The 18,206-nt window shown below is 40.5% G+C and carries 14 protein-coding genes, 1 pseudogene and 1 other annotated feature; of the genes and pseudogenes, 10 read left to right on the top strand and 5 right to left on the bottom strand.

Features of this window, described 5'->3' with window-relative positions:
* Positions 1-181 precede the first annotated feature (181 nt).
* Complete coding sequence (locus tag BN1875_RS05515) at positions 182-1,696, top strand: extracellular solute-binding protein (protein WP_048603855.1); 1,515 nt, start codon at positions 182-184, stop codon at positions 1,694-1,696.
* Between the two features lie 115 nt (positions 1,697-1,811).
* Positions 1,812-2,138 carry a hypothetical protein gene (locus BN1875_RS05520; protein ID WP_048603856.1) on the top strand — a complete coding sequence of 109 codons (327 nt, stop codon included), beginning with the start codon at positions 1,812-1,814 and terminating at the stop codon, positions 2,136-2,138.
* 91 nt (positions 2,139-2,229) lie between these two features.
* Here the strand turns inward: BN1875_RS05520 and BN1875_RS05525 are convergent, their stop codons facing one another.
* Positions 2,230-3,339, bottom strand: a complete 1,110-nt coding sequence (locus tag BN1875_RS05525) for an ABC transporter ATP-binding protein (protein WP_048603857.1) — start codon at positions 3,337-3,339, stop codon at positions 2,230-2,232.
* Positions 3,340-3,674: 335 nt separating this feature from the next.
* On the opposite strand from BN1875_RS05525, the gene BN1875_RS05530 reads away from it, so the two are divergent.
* Complete coding sequence (locus tag BN1875_RS05530; protein ID WP_048603858.1) at positions 3,675-6,038, top strand: phosphoketolase family protein; 2,364 nt, start codon at positions 3,675-3,677, stop codon at positions 6,036-6,038.
* Positions 6,039-6,168: 130 nt separating this feature from the next.
* On the opposite strand, the gene BN1875_RS05535 is transcribed toward BN1875_RS05530, so the two are convergent.
* The 3 genes and pseudogenes from BN1875_RS05535 to BN1875_RS05540 form a co-directional block, all read right to left on the bottom strand.
* Positions 6,169-6,372 carry a hypothetical protein gene (locus tag BN1875_RS05535; protein WP_048603859.1) on the bottom strand — a complete coding sequence of 68 codons (204 nt, stop codon included), beginning with the start codon at positions 6,370-6,372 and terminating at the stop codon, positions 6,169-6,171.
* Positions 6,373-6,499: 127 nt separating this feature from the next.
* A complete protein-coding gene (locus tag BN1875_RS13915; protein WP_390622589.1) occupies positions 6,500-7,165 on the bottom strand; it encodes a KUP/HAK/KT family potassium transporter in 666 nt (221 codons plus the stop codon).
* Positions 7,160-8,493 (bottom strand): annotated as a pseudogene (locus tag BN1875_RS05540) (KUP/HAK/KT family potassium transporter); the annotation flags it as partial. The pseudogene BN1875_RS05540 and the gene BN1875_RS13915, both read right to left, overlap by 6 nt.
* Before the next feature lie 466 nt (positions 8,494-8,959).
* Here BN1875_RS05540 and BN1875_RS05545 point away from each other — a divergent pair.
* Positions 8,960-9,718 carry a formate/nitrite transporter family protein gene (locus BN1875_RS05545; RefSeq protein WP_048604180.1) on the top strand — a complete coding sequence of 253 codons (759 nt, stop codon included), beginning with the start codon at positions 8,960-8,962 and terminating at the stop codon, positions 9,716-9,718.
* Between the two features lie 41 nt (positions 9,719-9,759).
* On the opposite strand, the gene BN1875_RS05550 is transcribed toward BN1875_RS05545, so the two are convergent.
* Complete coding sequence (locus BN1875_RS05550; RefSeq protein ID WP_048603860.1) at positions 9,760-10,242, bottom strand: YbaK/EbsC family protein; 483 nt, start codon at positions 10,240-10,242, stop codon at positions 9,760-9,762.
* 74 nt (positions 10,243-10,316) lie between these two features.
* Positions 10,317-10,548, top strand: a binding site (T-box leader).
* A 188-nt stretch (positions 10,549-10,736) separates the two neighbouring features.
* Here BN1875_RS05550 and BN1875_RS05555 point away from each other — a divergent pair.
* The 6 genes from BN1875_RS05555 (at position 10,737) to BN1875_RS05580 (ending at position 18,176) form a co-directional block, all read left to right on the top strand.
* Positions 10,737-11,378: an amino acid ABC transporter permease gene (locus BN1875_RS05555; protein WP_048604181.1), complete on the top strand. Its 642-nt coding sequence runs from the start codon at positions 10,737-10,739 to the stop codon at positions 11,376-11,378.
* Between the two features lie 26 nt (positions 11,379-11,404).
* Positions 11,405-12,055, top strand: a complete 651-nt coding sequence (locus tag BN1875_RS05560; protein ID WP_048603861.1) for an amino acid ABC transporter ATP-binding protein — start codon at positions 11,405-11,407, stop codon at positions 12,053-12,055.
* Between the two features lie 5 nt (positions 12,056-12,060).
* The gene (locus tag BN1875_RS05565) at positions 12,061-12,858 is read left to right on the top strand and encodes an amino acid ABC transporter substrate-binding protein (protein WP_390622590.1); all 798 of its coding nucleotides are present in this window, start codon (positions 12,061-12,063) and stop codon (positions 12,856-12,858) included.
* Positions 12,859-13,013: 155 nt separating this feature from the next.
* Positions 13,014-15,383 carry an FtsK/SpoIIIE family DNA translocase gene (locus BN1875_RS05570; protein WP_048603863.1) on the top strand — a complete coding sequence of 790 codons (2,370 nt, stop codon included), beginning with the start codon at positions 13,014-13,016 and terminating at the stop codon, positions 15,381-15,383.
* 221 nt (positions 15,384-15,604) lie between these two features.
* A complete protein-coding gene (locus tag BN1875_RS05575; protein ID WP_048603864.1) occupies positions 15,605-16,354 on the top strand; it encodes an ABC transporter ATP-binding protein in 750 nt (249 codons plus the stop codon).
* Positions 16,344-18,176 (top strand): ABC transporter permease, encoded by a 1,833-nt coding sequence (locus BN1875_RS05580; RefSeq protein ID WP_048603865.1) that lies wholly within the window; start codon positions 16,344-16,346, stop codon positions 18,174-18,176. The genes BN1875_RS05575 and BN1875_RS05580 overlap by 11 nt, the downstream gene beginning before the upstream one ends.
* Positions 18,177-18,206: the final 30 nt, after the last annotated feature.

Here is an 18,206-nt window from a genome sequence, read left to right on the forward strand (position 1 = left end):
GATAATCAATTCTTATCATTGAGCACATAGAACAGGGAATAAACCAATGAATAAAGCGATTTCATCATGTTAAGAATTGATTATCGACTTATTCTAAATAGAAGTGTACCATTTTTAGTGTAATTGAATGCGCTGTCAAAGGTGTTCGAAATAATAATTCATTCTAAAGGAGCGAAGAAATATGTTAAAGAAAAAAAATTGGGGCAAAGCTTTGGGCGGGTTACTTCTAGCTAGTCTAGTTTTAGCAGGCTGCAGCGGAAATTCAGGAAATGAAGCAAGTGGAAAAGATTCGGAAGGAAGCACAAAAGATTCTGTTTCATGGATGGCCATGCTACATACACCAACACCTCCGGCCGGTGATATCGAAAATAAATTGGAGGAATATACCGGCGTAGATATTGAATTTAACTGGGTTCCAGATGCATCAAAAGATGAACGAATCAATGCAGCCTTAGCATCTAATTCCTTATCAGACATTGTTTCATTAACACAAATCTCTAGTACTACTGTTCGAAATGCGTTAGGTTCCGGCATGTTCTGGGATGTTGAACCTTATTTGAAAGATTATCCGAATTTAGCAAATATTTCTGAAGATCGATTGGAAGCATCACGAATCAAGGGACATATTTACGGTGTGCCTTTCCAAAAACCGATTGCCCGTTATGGAGTTTTAGTAAGAAAAGACTGGTTGGAAAACTTAGGTTTGGAAACACCAAAAACATTGGATGAATTGCGGGAAGTGGCGCAAGCCTTCACCGAAAACGATCCTGATGGTAACGGACAAAAAGATACTGTCGGTTTTGTTGAGCGAAATGAATCCTTCAATGTTGGTTTCCGTTCATTGACTGGGTACTTTGGCGCCGGCAATCATTTCACTGTGACAGAAGAGGAAGAAGTCATTCCATCCTTCATGCAACCTGAATACAAAGAATCGATGGAATGGTTCCGTGATATTTATGAAAACGGCTGGATGAACTCTGACTTTACCGTTATGGCGAAAAATGATCAAAAAGATTATATTGTTCAAGGAAAAGGCGGAATCGTTATTTCCGGATTGCAGGAAGTCCGCAACTATGTAAACGATGCTAAAGGAACCGATCAAGAACATATGGAATGGGAATTGATCAATGACATGACGTATGGTGACGTAGAACGTCGAATTCTATCTGATACCAACGATGGTATGGGCGGATGGCTATCAATTCCAAAACAACAAGTAAAATCAGAAGAAGATTTAAAAGTTGTTTTGCAGTTCATCAACGATTTGATGGATGAAGAGCCTTATACGCTGATGACACAAGGGGTTGAAGGGGAACATTTCCAAATTACCGATGATGAAGCCTACGAGCAAATCGATACGACGAAATGGCAACAAGAAGTACAACCATTTTCTTCTTCTCGCCCGTCTGAATTGGTAACGACCTTTAAATCAACCGATTCTTATGCCAACTTAGCAAACAAAAAAATTGCCGAAAACGAAGAATTTGCTATTACGAATCCAGCACAACCATTGACTTCAGAAACTTATGATACACAATGGTCAACCCTGATCGAAGGAATAGAAGATGCCTACTATAAATATATGATGGGTGACATCGACATGGACGGTTTCGACAAGGCGGTTGAAAACTTCCGCAACAGCGGTGGCGACACAATGATTAAAGAATTCACTGAAAGCTACAAAGAAAGTAAATAATCGATTTTTCTTAAACGTCAGCGAACTTGCTGACGTTTTTTTCTACGCTTTGAAAGCGTTTAGTACATAGAGTATACTAGCGTAAAAGAAGCTGTTTTTATGGGAGGTGCTGGCAATGGAACAAGTGGTTGTTAGTAAAAATGATGAGCTGTTGCAGGCGTTAAGGAGACAATCGGATGAGATCTTAATTACCGGAGATTTAGCCGATAGGATCCATCAATTATTCCAGCAACAGTTAAGTGATGAGGCACGTATGGGAGTAGAATTAGGCACTCAGGGAAGCGCGACACTTGTTGAGCCGGTGTTGAATCACTTGCTTGGAAGTTTTAAAGGTGTAACAAAGGAAGACACAGCGATAAATAAACAGCTACTCACTTTGTATAAATTGAAAAGAAAGCAGCCTAAAATTGCTTTGGTCCGCTTGAAACAGTTGGAATATTAGAATGAATCAATTATACAAAGAGAGAAAGCCCAATGCTGAATTAGCATTGGGCTTTCTTACTAGGATATATATGGAAAAAAGGGGGAGCGGATTAAGGAAGCTTGATCACTAGTTCTGTTTCTTTGTCGAAGAAGTGACCTTTACTAATATTGAATGCCAAGTTGATGTTTTCGCCTGGTTTATGGAAATCTCGAGCGTCAACTTTAGAAACAAACTCTGTTTCGCCAGTTTTTGTATACAACATGGATTCAGCACCAAGCAATTCAGAAACGACGACTTGAGCGTTTACTGTTGCTTCTGGTGAAGCTTCAATAGCGATTTGTTCGCTATGGATATCTTCTGGACGAATACCAAAGATAATTTGTTTGCCTTCATAGCCTTTTTCAACTAGGACTTTATTTTTTCCTTCAGGAATACGTAATTTCAAACCAAAACCGTCTGTGATAACGCCTTGATTTAGTGTTACGTTAAAGAAGTTCATTGCAGGTGATCCGATAAAGCCGGCAACGAAAACATTTACTGGTGTATCGTAAACTTGTTGTGGTGTGCCGATTTGTTGGATAAAGCCGTCTTTCATGATAACAATCCGGTCAGCCATGGTCATTGCTTCTGTTTGGTCATGGGTAACGTAAATTGTTGTTGTTTCCAAACGTTGGTGTAATTTAGCGATTTCAGCACGCATCGCCACACGCAATTTTGCATCCAAGTTAGATAAAGGTTCATCCATCAAGAAGACTTTTGCATCACGCACGATGGCACGTCCAAGAGCTACCCGTTGTCGTTGTCCACCAGATAAAGCTGCGGGTTTACGATCTAGATATTCAGTCAAGCCTAAAATTTCAGCGGCATTTTCTACCCGTTTTTTGATATTTGCTTTGTCGTATTTACGCAATTTAAGTCCGAAAGCCATGTTATCATACACGGTCATATGTGGATATAATGCGTAGTTTTGGAATACCATGGCGATGTCGCGGTCTTTTGGAGCCACATCGTTCATGACTGTTTCACCGATACTTAATTCACCTTCTGTGATATCTTCCAATCCAGCGATCATCCGCAAAGTTGTTGATTTTCCACAACCGGAAGGACCAACGAAAACGATGAATTCGCGATCTTGGATGTTTAAATTGAAATCGGTAACAGAATAGTTTTCTGCGTTGTCATATTTTTTATACACGTGATTCAATGCCATTTGTACCATAAAAAATTCCTCTTTTCTTTTTCTTATGGGTTAACTATAAATGAAAGCGCTCCACAAGGTAAGTGGCAAAGTGCACAAAAACCAAAAGAAATTCTTGTGCAGTTTGTTGAAAGCCTTTTATCTAAAAATACAAAAAGAAATGAAATGGAAAAAATCCATCTCATACAATTAATCAGCGGTGAGTCAATTAGTTGCCACACCTGCGGATATCATTGATAATAAAAGAAGGACTTGAAAATAATTAATAAAAGTATATTTGACTATTAATAAAAATAGCAGTAGGATAGCTGTGAGTTTAAGTCTAATTTACTTTTATTGAAAGAAGGAGTTTTCTTATGACGACGATCTATGATTCAAACGCGTATTTAGAAAAAATCGATGCTTGGTGGCGTGCAGCCAATTTCATTTCAGTTGGTCAATTATATTTGAAAGATAATCCTTTATTGAAGCGTCCTGTAGAAAAAGACGATTTAAAAGTCCATCCTATTGGACACTGGGGAACGATTGCTGGTCAAAATTTTATTTATGCCCACTTGAACCGAGTTATCAATAAATACAAACTGAATATGTTTTACATCGAAGGACCGGGACACGGCGGACAAGTGATGGTTTCAAATGCTTATTTAGATGGTAGTTACACTGAAATTTATCCTGAAATCACCGAAGATGAAGCAGGGTTGGCGAAACTTTTTAAACAATTTTCCTTTCCGGGTGGGGTAGCATCTCATGCGGCACCAGAAACTCCTGGATCCATTCATGAAGGTGGCGAATTAGGTTATTCAATTTCTCATGGTGTCGGAGCAATTTTGGATAATCCTGATGTTATTGCAGCAGTTGTCGTAGGGGACGGGGAGTCAGAAACTGGGCCGTTGGCGACAAGCTGGTTTTCCAATACATTCATCAACCCAGTGAATGACGGGGCAATTTTGCCGATTCTTTACCTCAATGGTGGAAAAATTTCCAATCCTACGATTTTAGCTCGTAAGTCAGATACAGATTTACGGAAATATTTTGAAGGAATGGGTTGGGATCCACTTTTTGTTGAAGGAACAGATCCGGAGAAAGTTCATCCGATCATGGCAGAAAAATTAGACAAAGCCATTGAAAAAATCAAAAAAATTCAAGAATTTGCCTGCTCCAGTGTGGCGGAAAAAGCAGAAATGCCTCAATGGCCTGTGCTGATCGTCCGAACACCAAAAGGCTGGTCAGGACCAAAAGAATGGGATGGCGAACCCATCGAAGGTGGTTTTCGTGCTCATCAAGTACCGATTCCGGTTGATGCCGAACACATGGAACATGTTGATGCATTGACTGATTGGCTGAAGTCTTATCGACCAGAAGAATTATTTACACCAGAAGGAAAATTAAAACCAGAACTTAAAGAATTGGCACCAAAAGGTAATTACCGGATGGCGATGAATCCAATTACGAATGGCGGATTAAATCCTCGTCCGTTGAAAGTGACGGATTGGAAAAAGCATGCCATTGATACCCGCACACCGGGAGCGGTCACTGCACAAGATATGATTGAATTTGGTAAATTTGCGAAAGATTTGATTGTTGCCAATCCGGATAATTTTCGGATTTTTGGGCCAGATGAAGCCAAATCCAATCGTTTGAACAAAATTTTTGAAGTGACCAACCGCCAATGGCTGGAAGCAAAAAACGATGCTTATGATGAATGGATTTCTCCTGTTGGTCGAGTAATTGATTCGCAATTATCCGAACATCAAGCAGAAGGCTTTTTGGAAGGGTACGTTCTAACCGGGCGGCACGGATTCTTTGCTAGTTATGAAGCCTTTTTGCGAGTGGTAGATTCCATGATTACCCAACATTTCAAATGGTTGCGAAAAGCCAAAGAGCAAACGTGGCGAAACCATTATCCTTCCTTGAACTTGATAGCAACGTCAACCGTTTTTCAACAGGATCATAACGGCTATACCCATCAAGATCCAGGAATTTTGACCCATTTAGCTGAAAAAAAAGCAGAATTTGTTCGAGAATATTTGCCAGCAGATGCAAATAGTTTGATGGCGGTGATGGCGGAAGTTTTGAGCAGCGAAGAAAAAATCAATTTGGTGGTTTCTTCAAAACACCCTCGTCCACAGTTTTATTCGGCGGAAGAGGCAGAGGTTTTGGTCCGAGATGGCTTGAAAATTATTGATTGGGCATCAACGGACGGAGACAGTGAGCCGGATATCGTGATGGCTGCTGCTGGAACTGAACCTAATTTGGAAATTTTAGCAGCAATTACTCTCTTGCATGCAGAATATCCAGAGTTGAAAATTCGTTTTATTAATATTGTCGATATTTTGAAATTACGTCATCCATCAATTGATCCGCGGGGCTTATCTGATGAAACGTTTGATACCTACTTTACGAAAGACAAACCGATTATTTTTGGCTATCATGGTTATGAAGGCATGATTCGTGATCTATTCTTTGATCGCCACAATCATCGTGTGCATATTCACGGATATCGTGAGAATGGGGATATTACCACACCATTTGATATGCGGGTCCTTTCTGAATTGGATCGTTTCCACCTTGCACAAGATGCGGCAACCGCTGTCTACGGAGAAAAGGCTGGCGAGTTTGCTCAAAAAATGACCGATCAATTGAACAAACATCATGATTACATCCGGACGTATGGCGTTGATCTTCCTGAAGTCAATGAGTGGCAATGGCAGTTGAAATAAGGAATAGCTTTGGTAATTTGCGAAGCCAATAAAAAAAATAGAAGCGGGCTCCTATCGATAATGGATAAGGGCCCGCTTTTATGGTGTATTTCTGAAAAAATTCGTTGTCACTGTGCGTCATTTTACTGTATCAACTCCAACCACCAAAAAGAGTGATTAGAGCGACAACTGCAACGGCAAGTGCAAAGACGATGCTTGACCACAGACTGACCAGCAAAAAGGAAGAAGTTGCCTCATTTCCTTGTTTCTTTGTGTTGTCTAGCGTTTGTTTGGTTGCCCAAAGTTGCCAAACAGCCAAAACTAAAAATGCTACACCAATAATTTTGGTAAACATAAACCCATCTCCTCGTCACCGATTATAGTCCTTTAATCACCCGTTGCAAGGAACGGGGGTTGATTGGAAGAGGGAGAAAAAAACTTCTGCTAAAAAATCTTTGAGATTTTTTGACAGAAGTTTTTGTTTAGATTTTTTCTTTTCGTTCTTTTAATCGAGTCTTGCGGGTTTTCCCAATCACTAATGGAATGGTTTCATATTTTACTTCACTGTACTCAAGTCCAAACCATTTTTGGGGACTGATGGCGTGGCTTTTAATGAATAATTTTGCCTGCATGATCTGCCGTTCCCAGTGGTCCAGCACTGTGTTGTTGGATAATTCTTCTTGAATCAGCACAAATTGGAAATCACCCACTTCACGACCTGGGGTCAGGGAGTAACGTTGGGGTTGTTTTGGTAAGCGTCCATCTTTCATTAAATCATGGATAATTTGGCGGATATAGACGTTGACTTCCTGTTTGCTGCGAAAGCCTAGGAAAAATTTGACCTTCACGATAAAATCAGTTCCCATTGTATCAACTTCAAATTCTTGAGTAAAGGGTTCATCCGTGACTTCCACGTTGACGAACCAATAGACATTGGCACGTTTTGGTTGCTTATCTAAAATTGAATAGACGAATTGTCGACCCACCATGTCTCCTTCAATACGTGGCACTAAAAAGACGACATTCGTTTGATAAATCGGGATACTATTGTCATCCTTTAATGCCGCAAGCTGCGGAAGATACTCTTTTAAATCGACCTCTTCGGCAACTTTTTCTTGAATGATATTTCCTCGTTCCCAAATCGTCATTAAGACCAAAATGACAAGGGCGATGGCGACTGCGACAAAACCACCACGGAAAAATTTTGCCACGCTGGATAGGAAGAAAATCGATTCAATCAAACCGAAAAATAATGTCGTTAGTAGTGACAAGATGCGGGAACGACCACTTTGAACCAAATAGAAATACAAAAGAATTGTCGTCATCAGCATGGTCACAGTAATTGAAAGTCCGTAGGCTGCCTCCATATGAGAAGAGGTGCGGAAGGTCAAAACAATCAAGGAACAGGCAATCCACAAAATTAAATTGACCGCTGGAATGTACATTTGACCGATTGATTTTCCGGGATACAGATTTTCAATCGTGGCAATAATTTTAATTTGATGGCTTCAGATACCAAGGTAAAGGAGCCGGAAAGCAGCGCTTGAGAAGCAATGACCGCAGCCAATGTAGCAAAAATTACGCCGAAAACCATCCAGCCGGCAGGCAAGATTTGGAAAAAAGGATTCAGATGTTCGATTGCCTGCATTTTAGGATTTTGATATGCCTTCATCAACCAAGCCGCTTGACCAAAATAATTCAGTACCAGACAAATTTTTACGTAAGGCCAACTGATGCGAATATTTTTTTTGCCGACATGGCCCATATCAGAGTACAACGCCTCTGCTCCAGTAGTTGCCAGAAAAATATTTCCAAGAATAAACAACCCTAATTTATTTTCAGGACTGGTTAACAAACGTAGTGCATAAATCGGATTTAGTGCCCGAATGACTGAAAGATCTCCGCTGAAATTGATAATTCCTACCAATCCTAGAAACGTGAACCATAAAAACATGATGGGACCAAACGCTTTTCCTACAAAGTCGGTACCAAAGCGTTGAATCGCAAACAAAACAAGAATGATGACCAAGGTGATGATTACGATGATATTTTGATCCATACCAAAGCGATCGACAAAGCTGGGAATTCCACGCAAACCTTCGATAGCCGTTGTCACGGTCACAGCAGGTGTCAATACTCCGTCAGCCAAAAGTGCCGCGCCACCGATCATGGCTGGAACAATGATGTATTTACCGCTTTTTCGTACCAATGTGTAAAGAGAGAAGATCCCACCTTCCCCATGATTATCCGCATTTAGCGCAATCAAGACATATTTAATCGTTGTCAGCAGTGTAAGAGTCCAAAAGATCAGTGAAACTGCCCCCAAAATAAAATCAGGATTAATACTTTTCAAGCCGCCGTTTTCTTCCACGATGGCCTTCATTACATATAACGGACTCGTCCCAATATCCCCATAAACCACGCCCATTGCTACCAAAAGACCAGCAAAGGATACTTTGTTCATTTTTTTTGTCATCCCGACATCTCCTTATTCGTATGAATGTATGAATTTTTCTTAGCAGAAAAATTCATTTGATTCTCATGCCGTATATCATTCCACTAGAGCACTTGTAAAAAGTGGAACTGACATCCTTGTTCATTTTTAATGGATTAAATTCTCTTAGTAGAAAAATCCATTTGATTCTCATACCCTATCCACCTTCCACTAGACAACGTGGAGAAGGTGAAAATAAATTTTAACCTTCTTATTGGTTCATTTGTTTTCAATAAATAGCAGGAAATTGACGAGAAGTGGCGTCTCTCAATACAGCTCATTATCGGAAATTGTGGTAGGGATGTCAATCATTTCTTACTTAAAAAAATAAAGGGCAAAAAAAATGAGAATTGTGACAAAATTCACTAGTTTTTTCGAAATAGGGATTGCTTTTTTTTTCAAATATCGTAAAGTAAAAAAAGCACGGATAAAGGAGAGAGATGAACAAATGCACACACCAGAAGAAATTATGGAATTGAGTATTCAGTACGGACAGAAAAAAATTCACAAGCCATTGCGGGCAAAGCTGATTTTAGGATTTATCGGCGGCGCAATGATTTCCTTGGGGTACTTGGCATATATTCGCGTTTCCGCATCAATTCCTGAAAGTTTAGGCAGTTTAACAAGTTTAGTTGGCGCTTCGGTATTTCCAATTGGGTTGTTGGTGATACTTCTTGGCGGTGGGGAACTGATTACGGGGAATATGATGGCGGTTGCAATCGCCTTTATGGATAAAAAAATTCGGTTGGCGGATTTATTGAAAAATTGGCTGATCATCACCTTTGCGAATGTCATTGGCGGAATTTTTGTTGCTTATTTCTTTGGACATGTCGTGGCACTGACGCATTCCGGTCCCTATTTAGAACAATTGATTGATCTTGCTCACCACAAAATCAATGTCACAACGATTCAAGCAATCGGCTCAGGAATTGGCTGTAACTGGTTTGTCGGCTTGGCTTTATGGTTGTCTTATGGTGCCAAAGATGCTGCTGGAAAAGTATTGGTGATTTGGTTTCCAGTAATGATTTTTGTTGCGATCGGCTTTCAGCATAGTGTCGCAAACTGTTTTGTGATTCCGGCTGCAATCTTTGAAGGTCATGCAACATGGATGGATTTCATCCGTAATTTTATTCCAGTTTATCTTGGAAACATCATTGGCGGTTCAATTTTTGTTTCGGCATTTTATTATTTAAGCTACAAGCACTAATTCAAAAACGCTGCACCAATTACCGGTGCAGCGTTATTTTTTTAGACCGTGATAAAAAGCGGCTCATAGCCAAGATGAGTGAGCATTTTTTCGAAATCATGAAACTGGATCATCAATGTCGTGGTATTGATATTTGGATGAAACCCCACTGTATCCTCTCGGTCGATCTCACGGTCAATTACGACGGTGATGCGATGTTCGTGATCATGGGGCAAGGCTAACGGCGTGACCGTACCTGCCGGAATTTTCAATAAATTGAAGAGATCCGACTCTGAAAGAAATGACAGACGTTTTTCAGATAATTCTTCTGCAATCAATGCCAGATTTGCTTGTTTTTCATCTGGCAAAATGACCAGATAGACTCCGTTACCCTTTTTTGCTTTCAGCACAAGATTTTTGACTTGCGGTCCGGGAAGCTCAAAGGGAACATTTTTAACTGAGGTGATTGCCGGATGATCCACCCGAAGATAGTTGATAGATAGCTGATTCAACAAATCATAAGCTTCTTTTTCAGTAGCAGTCATACACATTCCTCCAAAAAAAAATTAAAAACAGTTGACATTTTGGTTAAATACAGGTAAATTGTTAACAACTTAATAATACGACATCGAAAAGAAGAGTAGCAAGTAAATTTGTTTTTAGAGAGTCTCTGGTTGGTGAAAAGAGATAACAGTTCCTGCGAAACACATCTTGGAGTCGAATTTCTGAAAAGAGTAGGAATTTCCGGGTTGGCCCGTTATAGCCGCAGTCATTGTTGGATGACTAGTTGAGATCAATCGCTGCGAAGCATTGATAAAAAAAGGTGGAACCGCGTAATTTACGTCCTTTAGTCTTATGACTAAAGGATTTTTTATTTTTATGGGTTCAAAACTAGTGATGCAGTGACTGCAGGAGCTTCTCTTTGCGAAAAGAGAAGGAACTGAGGTGGAACCACGTAGTGAACGTCCTCTGGCACAATGCCAGAGGATTTTTTTTATTTTCGAATGTAGGAAAAACGCAAAATTTTGGAGGGAAAATCATGGAGTATTTAATTTCAGTTATGCCGCAAATTTTAAATGGAGCAGGAATCACCATTAAATTATTTGCTTTTACACTTTTAGGAGCCATTCCGATCGGGATCATTCTCGCATTTGTTTTAGCGAGTCATTTGCAGCCGTTCAAATTTATCGTACAACTTTATGTCTGGTTGATGCGGGGAACCCCTCTTTTGTTGCAACTAATTTTTGTTTTTTACGGGTTGCCATTAGTGGGAATCGTTTTTGATCGATTCGATGCAGCAGTGTTGGCTTTCGTTATCAACTATGCCGCTTACTTTGCAGAAATTTTCCGTGGGGGAATTCAGTCGATTGCGAAAGGGCAATACGAAGCCGCACAGGTTTTACGCTTGAGCAAAGGACAAACCATTACCAAAATCATCATTCCACAAGTAGTAAAGATCACGTTTCCTTCAGTAGGAAATGAAATTATTAATTTGGTCAAAGACACTTCCTTGGTTTATATTCTTGGCTTATCCGATGTCATGCGTTTGGGAAAAATCGCAATGGAACGAGATTCCACGTTACTGCCTTTAGTAGGTGTTGGTTTGGTTTACTTAGTAATGACCGGAGTATTTACCGTATTATTGAAAACAATTGAGAATAAAATGGATTACTACCGTTAGTCGGTCAGGATGTTAGGAGGAAAATCATGTTAGAGCTTAAAAATATTTCAAAGGCATTTGGCAATAAAAAAGTGATTGAACAATTAAATTTGACGATTCCCGATGGCAGTATCCTCGCAATCGTCGGACCTTCCGGCGGTGGAAAAACGACATTGCTGCGAACATTAGCCGGTTTGGAAACGGTAGATAATGGGGAGTTTTTATTGGATGGCAAAGCATTTGACCCGACAGCTTTGAACGAACAGGAGCAAGTTGTCGGCGTCGTTTTTCAAGATTTTCAATTATTTCCCCATTTGAGTGTCGTTGAAAATATCACGTTGGCACCAAAAATGGTTTTAAAGGAAAGCAAAGAAGCATACACCGAAAAAGCGCAGCATTTAGCAAAACAGTTAGGATTGGAAGAATTATTGGAACAATATCCTTTTCAACTTTCCGGCGGTCAAAAGCAACGGGTAGCCATCGCACGAGCAATGGCGATGAATCCTAAAGTATTGGCTTACGATGAACCCACCAGTGCCTTAGATCCTGAACTGCGGCAACAGGTGGAACGATTGATTTTAGATTTGAAAAAACAAGGTGTGACACAAATCGTGGTAACCCATGATTTGACGTTTGCGGAAAATATCGCAGACAATTTATTGCAAGTAAACCCAAATACAAAGGAGGAAACAAAATGAAAAAAATGAGTAAAGCAGCAAGCTGGTTGGTTGTCGGGTTAAGTCTGTTGAGTTTGGCAGCCTGTGGGAAAGGCAAAGAAGAAGCCAAAGATACCTCAAAAGAAGTTATTGTGGGGTTGGATGATACCTTTGTACCAATGGGATTTAAGGATGAGGAGGGGGAATTAGTCGGTTTTGATATTGATTTGGCAAAAGCCGTTTTTGAAGCAGAAGATATGAAGGTCACTTTTCAACCAATCGATTGGTCGATGAAAGAAACCGAATTATCCAATGGCACTATTGATCTCATTTGGAACGGTTACAGTAAAACAGCCGAACGAGAAAAGAAAGTACTATTTTCTGATCCGTATATGGAAAATGACCAAGTACTGGTCACTCCAAAGAAAAGCAACATCACAACTTTTGACGGAATGAAAGACAAAACTTTAGGTGCACAGGAAGGTTCTTCCGGTTATAGCTTGTTTACAGATCAACCAGAAGTCTTGAAAGATTTAGTGAAAGACAACGATGCGGTCCTTTATGCAAGCTTTAATGAAGCCTTCATCGATTTGGAAACTGGACGAATTGATGGCTTGTTGATTGATAAAGTCTATGCAAATTATTACCTGACACAAAAGGACCAATTAGAAGACTACACCATCACAGAAGGACCATTTGAAAGCGAAGATTTTGCAGTCGGTATGCGTAAGGATGACAAAAAACTTGCAGATAAAGTCAACGAAGGGCTTAAGGAATTACAGGAAAATGGCGAATTTGCCAAAATTTCTGAAAAATGGTTTGGAGAAGATGTTTCGGTGAAGTGAGCAATAGGAATAGACAGGAGGCAGTGAAAGCTGTCTCCTTTTTTCTTCTTATTGAATAGTATTGGCATTTCAAACGGCTCAAATCAAAAAACAAAACTTTTGTTCGCCTCTTTTTTTTTGTATAATGGGAAGTGATGAAATGAGGGATCGGTGAAATGGCACAAAAGAAACGCCAGAAAAAAAGAAAAACGAAAAAGCAAATGCAGCAGCAGGAAAAGTTGATTATGATTTTACTAGGTCTGGTCTTTGTTCTGTTGGCTGGCTTTGGTTTATTTAAATTAGGATTTTTAGGGACATTGGTCGCAAACGGGTTTCGGTTGATTGGTGGCAATACGTATCCATTGTTATGCCTTGCGTTGGCAGGGTATGGGGTATGGTTGATGTTGCGAACGACGGAAGCAAAAATTACGAATTATCGGCGCTTTTTTGGGGGTGTGGTTTTTTATTTGGGCATTTTGCTTCTTTTACATGCCCATCTATTCAGTAAATTACAAAGCAGTGACCCAAATATTTTTCAAACGACTTGGCAGGCATTGCTCAGTGACTTGCGAATCAATCAAGTAAGCCAAAATGTTGGCGGTGGACTGGTTGGGGCTCTTTTATATCAAGGTAGCTATTTTTTGGTCTCGCAAGTGGGAAGCTATCTGATTGCAGTGATTTTACTAGCGGTCGGCGGGTTCTTATTCAGTATGATGAGCGGTCATCAAGTTATTGATGGCTTGCAAGGGTTAAGCGACCGGTTGCAACAGCTTTTAGCAGAGGACCCGGAGAAAAAAGCTCAACGAGAAGAGAAAAAAGCGGCTAAGAAAGCAGAAAAAGAAGCCAAAATTGCGGCAGAGCGGGAAAAAGTTCTCGCTGAAATGAAAGAAAACGAAAAAAATCAAGTCCGTCCATTGGCGGAGGAACCGGAAGAAAGTGAACCACTTGCTGAACCGGAGCAATTAAGTTTTGTTCCCATCGACAGCTTTCAGCAAAATATTCCGGCAGAAACGAAAGCAGAAACGAAAGCAGAACCGACAACTGAAGTTCCGGAAGATGACGGAGAAGATTTGGATTTTGAAATTTCTGAAGAGGCAGAAGATCAGGATTATGAGTTGCCGACAGCAGTCTTGTTGGATACAATCCCTGCCACCGATCAAAGCGATGAATATTCAAAAATCGAACGCAATATCGGCGTGCTGGAAACAACCTTCAAAAGTTTTGGCGTGGATGCCAAAGTTGTCAAAGCCAGCTTGGGCCCAGCCGTAACAAAATTTGAAGTACAACCGGCTGTCGGGGTAAAAGTCAGCAAAATTGTCAGTTTAACAGATGATATCGCATTAGCGCTGGCGGCAAAAGATGTGCGGATGGAAGCGCCGATTCCCGGAAAATCATTGATTGGGATTGAAGTGCCAAACAGTACTGTCAGCACAGTTTCCTTTAGAGAAGTTATTGATGCTCAACCGCTACATCCAGATAAATTGTTGGAAGTTCCATTAGGTAGGGATATTTCCGGGCGAGTACAAACAGCCGATCTGACGAAAATGCCTCACTTGCTGATTGCCGGATCAACTGGGAGCGGGAAGTCAGTCGCAATCAACGGAATTATCACCAGTATTTTGATGCAGGCAAAACCCCATGAAGTGAAATTGATGATGATCGACCCTAAAATGGTGGAACTGAATGTTTACAATGGCATCCCCCATTTATTGACTCCGGTTGTGACGAATCCTCGGAAAGCGGCACAAGCATTGCAAAAAGTCGTAAAAGAAATGGAAGAACGTTACGAAAAATTTGCAGCTACGGGCGTCCGAAACATTACTGGATACAATGAATTGGTCATTGAAAAAAATCTTGAAGATGGCGAAAATCGTCCAATTCTACCTTTTATTGTTGTCATCGTTGATGAATTGGCAGATTTGATGATGGTTGCCAGCAATGAAGTGGAAGATGCAATTATTCGTTTGGCACAAATGGCACGGGCGGCGGGTATCCACATGATTTTAGCAACGCAACGTCCAAGTGTCGACGTTATTACGGGAATCATCAAAGCCAATGTTCCCTCGCGAATCGCTTTTGCCGTTTCCAGTGGTGTTGATTCTCGAACGATTATCGATAGCAACGGTGCGGAAAAATTACTTGGTCGTGGAGACATGCTGTATCTGCCGATGGGAGAAAATAAACCGATTCGGGTACAGGGCGCCTTTATTTCTGATCACGAGGTGGAACGAGTGGTTGAATTCATCACCAATCAGCAAGGGGCAAACTATGAAGAAAAAATGATGATTACGGAAGAATCAGCCGGTCCAAATCAACAACCTCAAGATGAACTCTACGATCAGGCAAAAGCTCTAGTAGTGGATATGCAGACTGCCAGCGTTTCTTTGCTGCAACGGCGCTTTCGAGTGGGCTACAACCGTGCAGCTCGGTTGGTGGATGAATTAGAAGCTCATGGTGTGGTTGGTCCTTCAGAAGGTAGTAAACCTCGAAAAGTTTTGCTTGAACTAGAACCGGAAGAAAGTACCGATCCTTTGGAACCACAGTAAATCGCAAATACTGCAAGACGTTGTCAAAAATGGCAACGTCTTTTTTTTCAGACGAAAGTCGGATGTTTTTAATGAAAAGACAGGATAGGATAAGAGAAGCAGACATTTTAAGTCACTATAAAAGGATATAACAAAATTGTTAGACCGTTGTTATCTGGATGAATGGTCAGTAGTTAATCTTTTCGGTAGACTAGAGTCAAATAAGGAATAGGAGCGACGATATGTTACAAGTAAAAAATCTGAGAAAAGTTTATGGCACCTCCATAAAATATGAAGCATTAAAAGGAATTGACTTAACGGTTGAAGATGGCGAATTCGTAGGAATCATGGGACCCTCCGGATCGGGAAAATCCACCTTATTGAACCTGTTGGCAACAATCGATAATCCAACTTCTGGAAGTATTGAATTGAACGGCAAGAATCCCCATGAGATGAATCAAGAGCAAATTGCAAAATTTCGCCGAAAAGAGTTGGGCTTTGTTTTCCAAAATTTCAATTTGATGCCGACGTTAACCGTAGAAGAAAACATTGTGCTGCCTTTAACATTAGATGGTGAAAAGGTTGCGGTAATGCAGCGAGCTGCGCAAGAAGTCGCACAGCGTTTAGGAATTTCTGATTTATTGAAAAAAAGAATCCCGGAAATTTCTGGCGGACAACAACAGCGGGTCGCCGTCGCACGGGCGATGATTCATCGACCTAATCTAGTTTTAGCCGATGAACCAACGGGAAATCTTGATACAAAATCTTCAAAAGATGTGATGCGTTTGCTGCGACAATTAAATGAAAAAGAAAAAGCAACGATTTTGATGGTTACCCATGATCCATTGGCAGCCAGCTATTGCAAGCGAATCATTTTCATCAAGGATGGCGGACTCGTACGAGAAATTCGCAACGACGATCAGCAGAAGAATTTTTATGACCGCATCATTGCCGACCTGGCCCATGTGGAGGAGGTCGAAAATGAATTTTAATCAATTTGTCTTTCGCAATACGATTCGCAACAAGCATTTATATTTGGCCTATTTTTTAAGTACCACTGTATCGGTGATGGTCTTCTTTGCTTTTACTGCCTTGGCAAATCATCCCGCCATTGTTAACGGTTCGTTAGACAAACGGGCAGACATGGGGATGTTGACGGCGGCCATCATTATCTATCTTTTTGCTTTTCTCTTTGTTTTCTACTCGATGGATGTGTTCATTCAGTCTCGGAAAAAAGAGTTTGGTCTGATGATGATTCAAGGGATGAGTCCCAAGCAGTTGAAGAACATGATCTTTATTGAGAATTTAGTGATTGGTTTTTTTGCCACGATTTTTGGAAGTCTTATTGGAATCGGCTTTACCCAACTTATTATTTTATTGGCAAATAAAATGATGCATCTGGATTTTAGTTTATATTTTCCAACGCAGTCGATTTTAATTACCGTTGCGGCATTTGCCCTTTTGTTCGTTGTGATCTCTTTCTTGATTCGGACACGCTTGCCAAAAATGAGCGTGCAAGAGCTGTTACAGGCGGGAGATTTGGGCAAAGGTGTGATCAAATTTTCAAAAATTAAAGCGATTCTTGGTCTTCTACTGATTGGAATCGGTTATGCCGTAGCCTTGTTGGTACCAGGTGTCGGAGTAATCATGGCGACATTGCCGGTTGTGGCAGTGGTTATTGTGGGAACCAGTCTCTTTTTCAATCAAGCCAGTGTCATGATTATTGAAGGATTAAAGAAGAACACGAAATTATTTTGGAAGAAAACCAATATGATTGTCTTTTCTGACTTGTCTTTTCGGATGAAAGATAATGCCCGCTCTTTTATTTTAGTTGCCGTGATCTCAACAGTAGCCTTTGCTGCAATTGGCACACTCTATGGGGTAGAAAAGATTTTGCTGGGCGCTATTGAAGAGCAACCTTATGAATTGGAAGTAATGGACAAAGCCCCAGTAGTACAAAAACAAGCTGAAAAAATTGACACTCTGCTTTCTGAGAAAAAAATCACCGCTGATAAAGTGGAAACCACGATTTATTCGATGGATGACAAACAGTTTTTAACGGAGACGGATTACAATAAATTAGCAACGTTGCTGGATGAAGAGACCATTTCTGTAAAACAAGCAGTTTCTCTCACACCGGCAAGTCAGCAAGCGCAAATGGATGCTCAAACAACCACAGCGAAAACGGTGACGATCGGCACGCAAAAGCTGCAAGTTGAGAGAAAAGAGAAAACCAATTTGGTGGCGACCTACCTCCCAACGTATGTCGTACCAGATGGAACAAACTTTAGTAAAATGGAAGAAACAAAACGGATCGTTTGGCAACCGAAAAACACCTCCCGTGAAGCTCTGATCAAGTTTGGAGAAGCGTTGACAAAGGAATCGGAAACTTATGTGATGGCAAAAACCTATATCGTACAAACCGTGATCGATTCCTACGCACCTATTTTATTTGTGGGCGTGTTTATCGGAGTGATTTTCTTCATTTCTGCCGGCAGCTTCTTGTATTTCCGACTATATAGTGATTTAGCAAAAGATACCGAAAAATTTGCGATGATTTATAAAATCGGTTTGACGAAAAAAGAATTAAAGAAGATGATCAGCCAACAGGTGGGAATTTTGTTCTTTACGCCGATTATTGTGTCGGTTATTCATGGCGGTGTGGCTCTGACTGCGATGTACCACATTTTTAATATGGGGATGCAAAAAGAAGGACTGATGGTCTTAGGACTGTTTATCGTCATTCAGCTGATTTATTACCTGTTTGCCCGCCATTTTTACTTTAAAAAAGTTTATGCAAGTGTTCAACACTGAGAAAACTCCTTTGAGCCGTATTTTATTGGT

The organism is Enterococcus massiliensis (assembly GCF_001050095.1).
GTDB lineage: Bacteria > Bacillota > Bacilli > Lactobacillales > Enterococcaceae > Enterococcus_C > Enterococcus_C songbeiensis.

Excerpts from the sequence above, each read along its gene's own strand:
- BN1875_RS05515 (WP_048603855.1), top strand. The coding sequence starts at position 182 with ATGTTAAAGAAAAAAAATTGGGGCAAAGCTTTGGGCGGGTTACTTCTA.
- BN1875_RS05520 (WP_048603856.1), top strand. The coding sequence starts at position 1,812 with ATGGAACAAGTGGTTGTTAGTAAAAATGATGAGCTGTTGCAGGCGTTA.
- BN1875_RS05525 (WP_048603857.1), bottom strand. The coding sequence starts at position 3,339 with ATGGTACAAATGGCATTGAATCACGTGTATAAAAAATATGACAACGCA.
- BN1875_RS05530 (WP_048603858.1), top strand. The coding sequence starts at position 3,675 with ATGACGACGATCTATGATTCAAACGCGTATTTAGAAAAAATCGATGCT.
- BN1875_RS05535 (WP_048603859.1), bottom strand. The coding sequence starts at position 6,372 with ATGTTTACCAAAATTATTGGTGTAGCATTTTTAGTTTTGGCTGTTTGG.
- BN1875_RS13915 (WP_390622589.1), bottom strand. The coding sequence starts at position 7,165 with ATGACGATTTGGGAACGAGGAAATATCATTCAAGAAAAAGTTGCCGAA.
- BN1875_RS05545 (WP_048604180.1), top strand. The coding sequence starts at position 8,960 with ATGCACACACCAGAAGAAATTATGGAATTGAGTATTCAGTACGGACAG.
- BN1875_RS05550 (WP_048603860.1), bottom strand. The coding sequence starts at position 10,242 with ATGACTGCTACTGAAAAAGAAGCTTATGATTTGTTGAATCAGCTATCT.
- BN1875_RS05555 (WP_048604181.1), top strand. The coding sequence starts at position 10,737 with ATGGAGTATTTAATTTCAGTTATGCCGCAAATTTTAAATGGAGCAGGA.
- BN1875_RS05560 (WP_048603861.1), top strand. The coding sequence starts at position 11,405 with ATGTTAGAGCTTAAAAATATTTCAAAGGCATTTGGCAATAAAAAAGTG.
- BN1875_RS05565 (WP_390622590.1), top strand. The coding sequence starts at position 12,061 with ATGAGTAAAGCAGCAAGCTGGTTGGTTGTCGGGTTAAGTCTGTTGAGT.
- BN1875_RS05570 (WP_048603863.1), top strand. The coding sequence starts at position 13,014 with ATGGCACAAAAGAAACGCCAGAAAAAAAGAAAAACGAAAAAGCAAATG.
- BN1875_RS05575 (WP_048603864.1), top strand. The coding sequence starts at position 15,605 with ATGTTACAAGTAAAAAATCTGAGAAAAGTTTATGGCACCTCCATAAAA.
- BN1875_RS05580 (WP_048603865.1), top strand. The coding sequence starts at position 16,344 with ATGAATTTTAATCAATTTGTCTTTCGCAATACGATTCGCAACAAGCAT.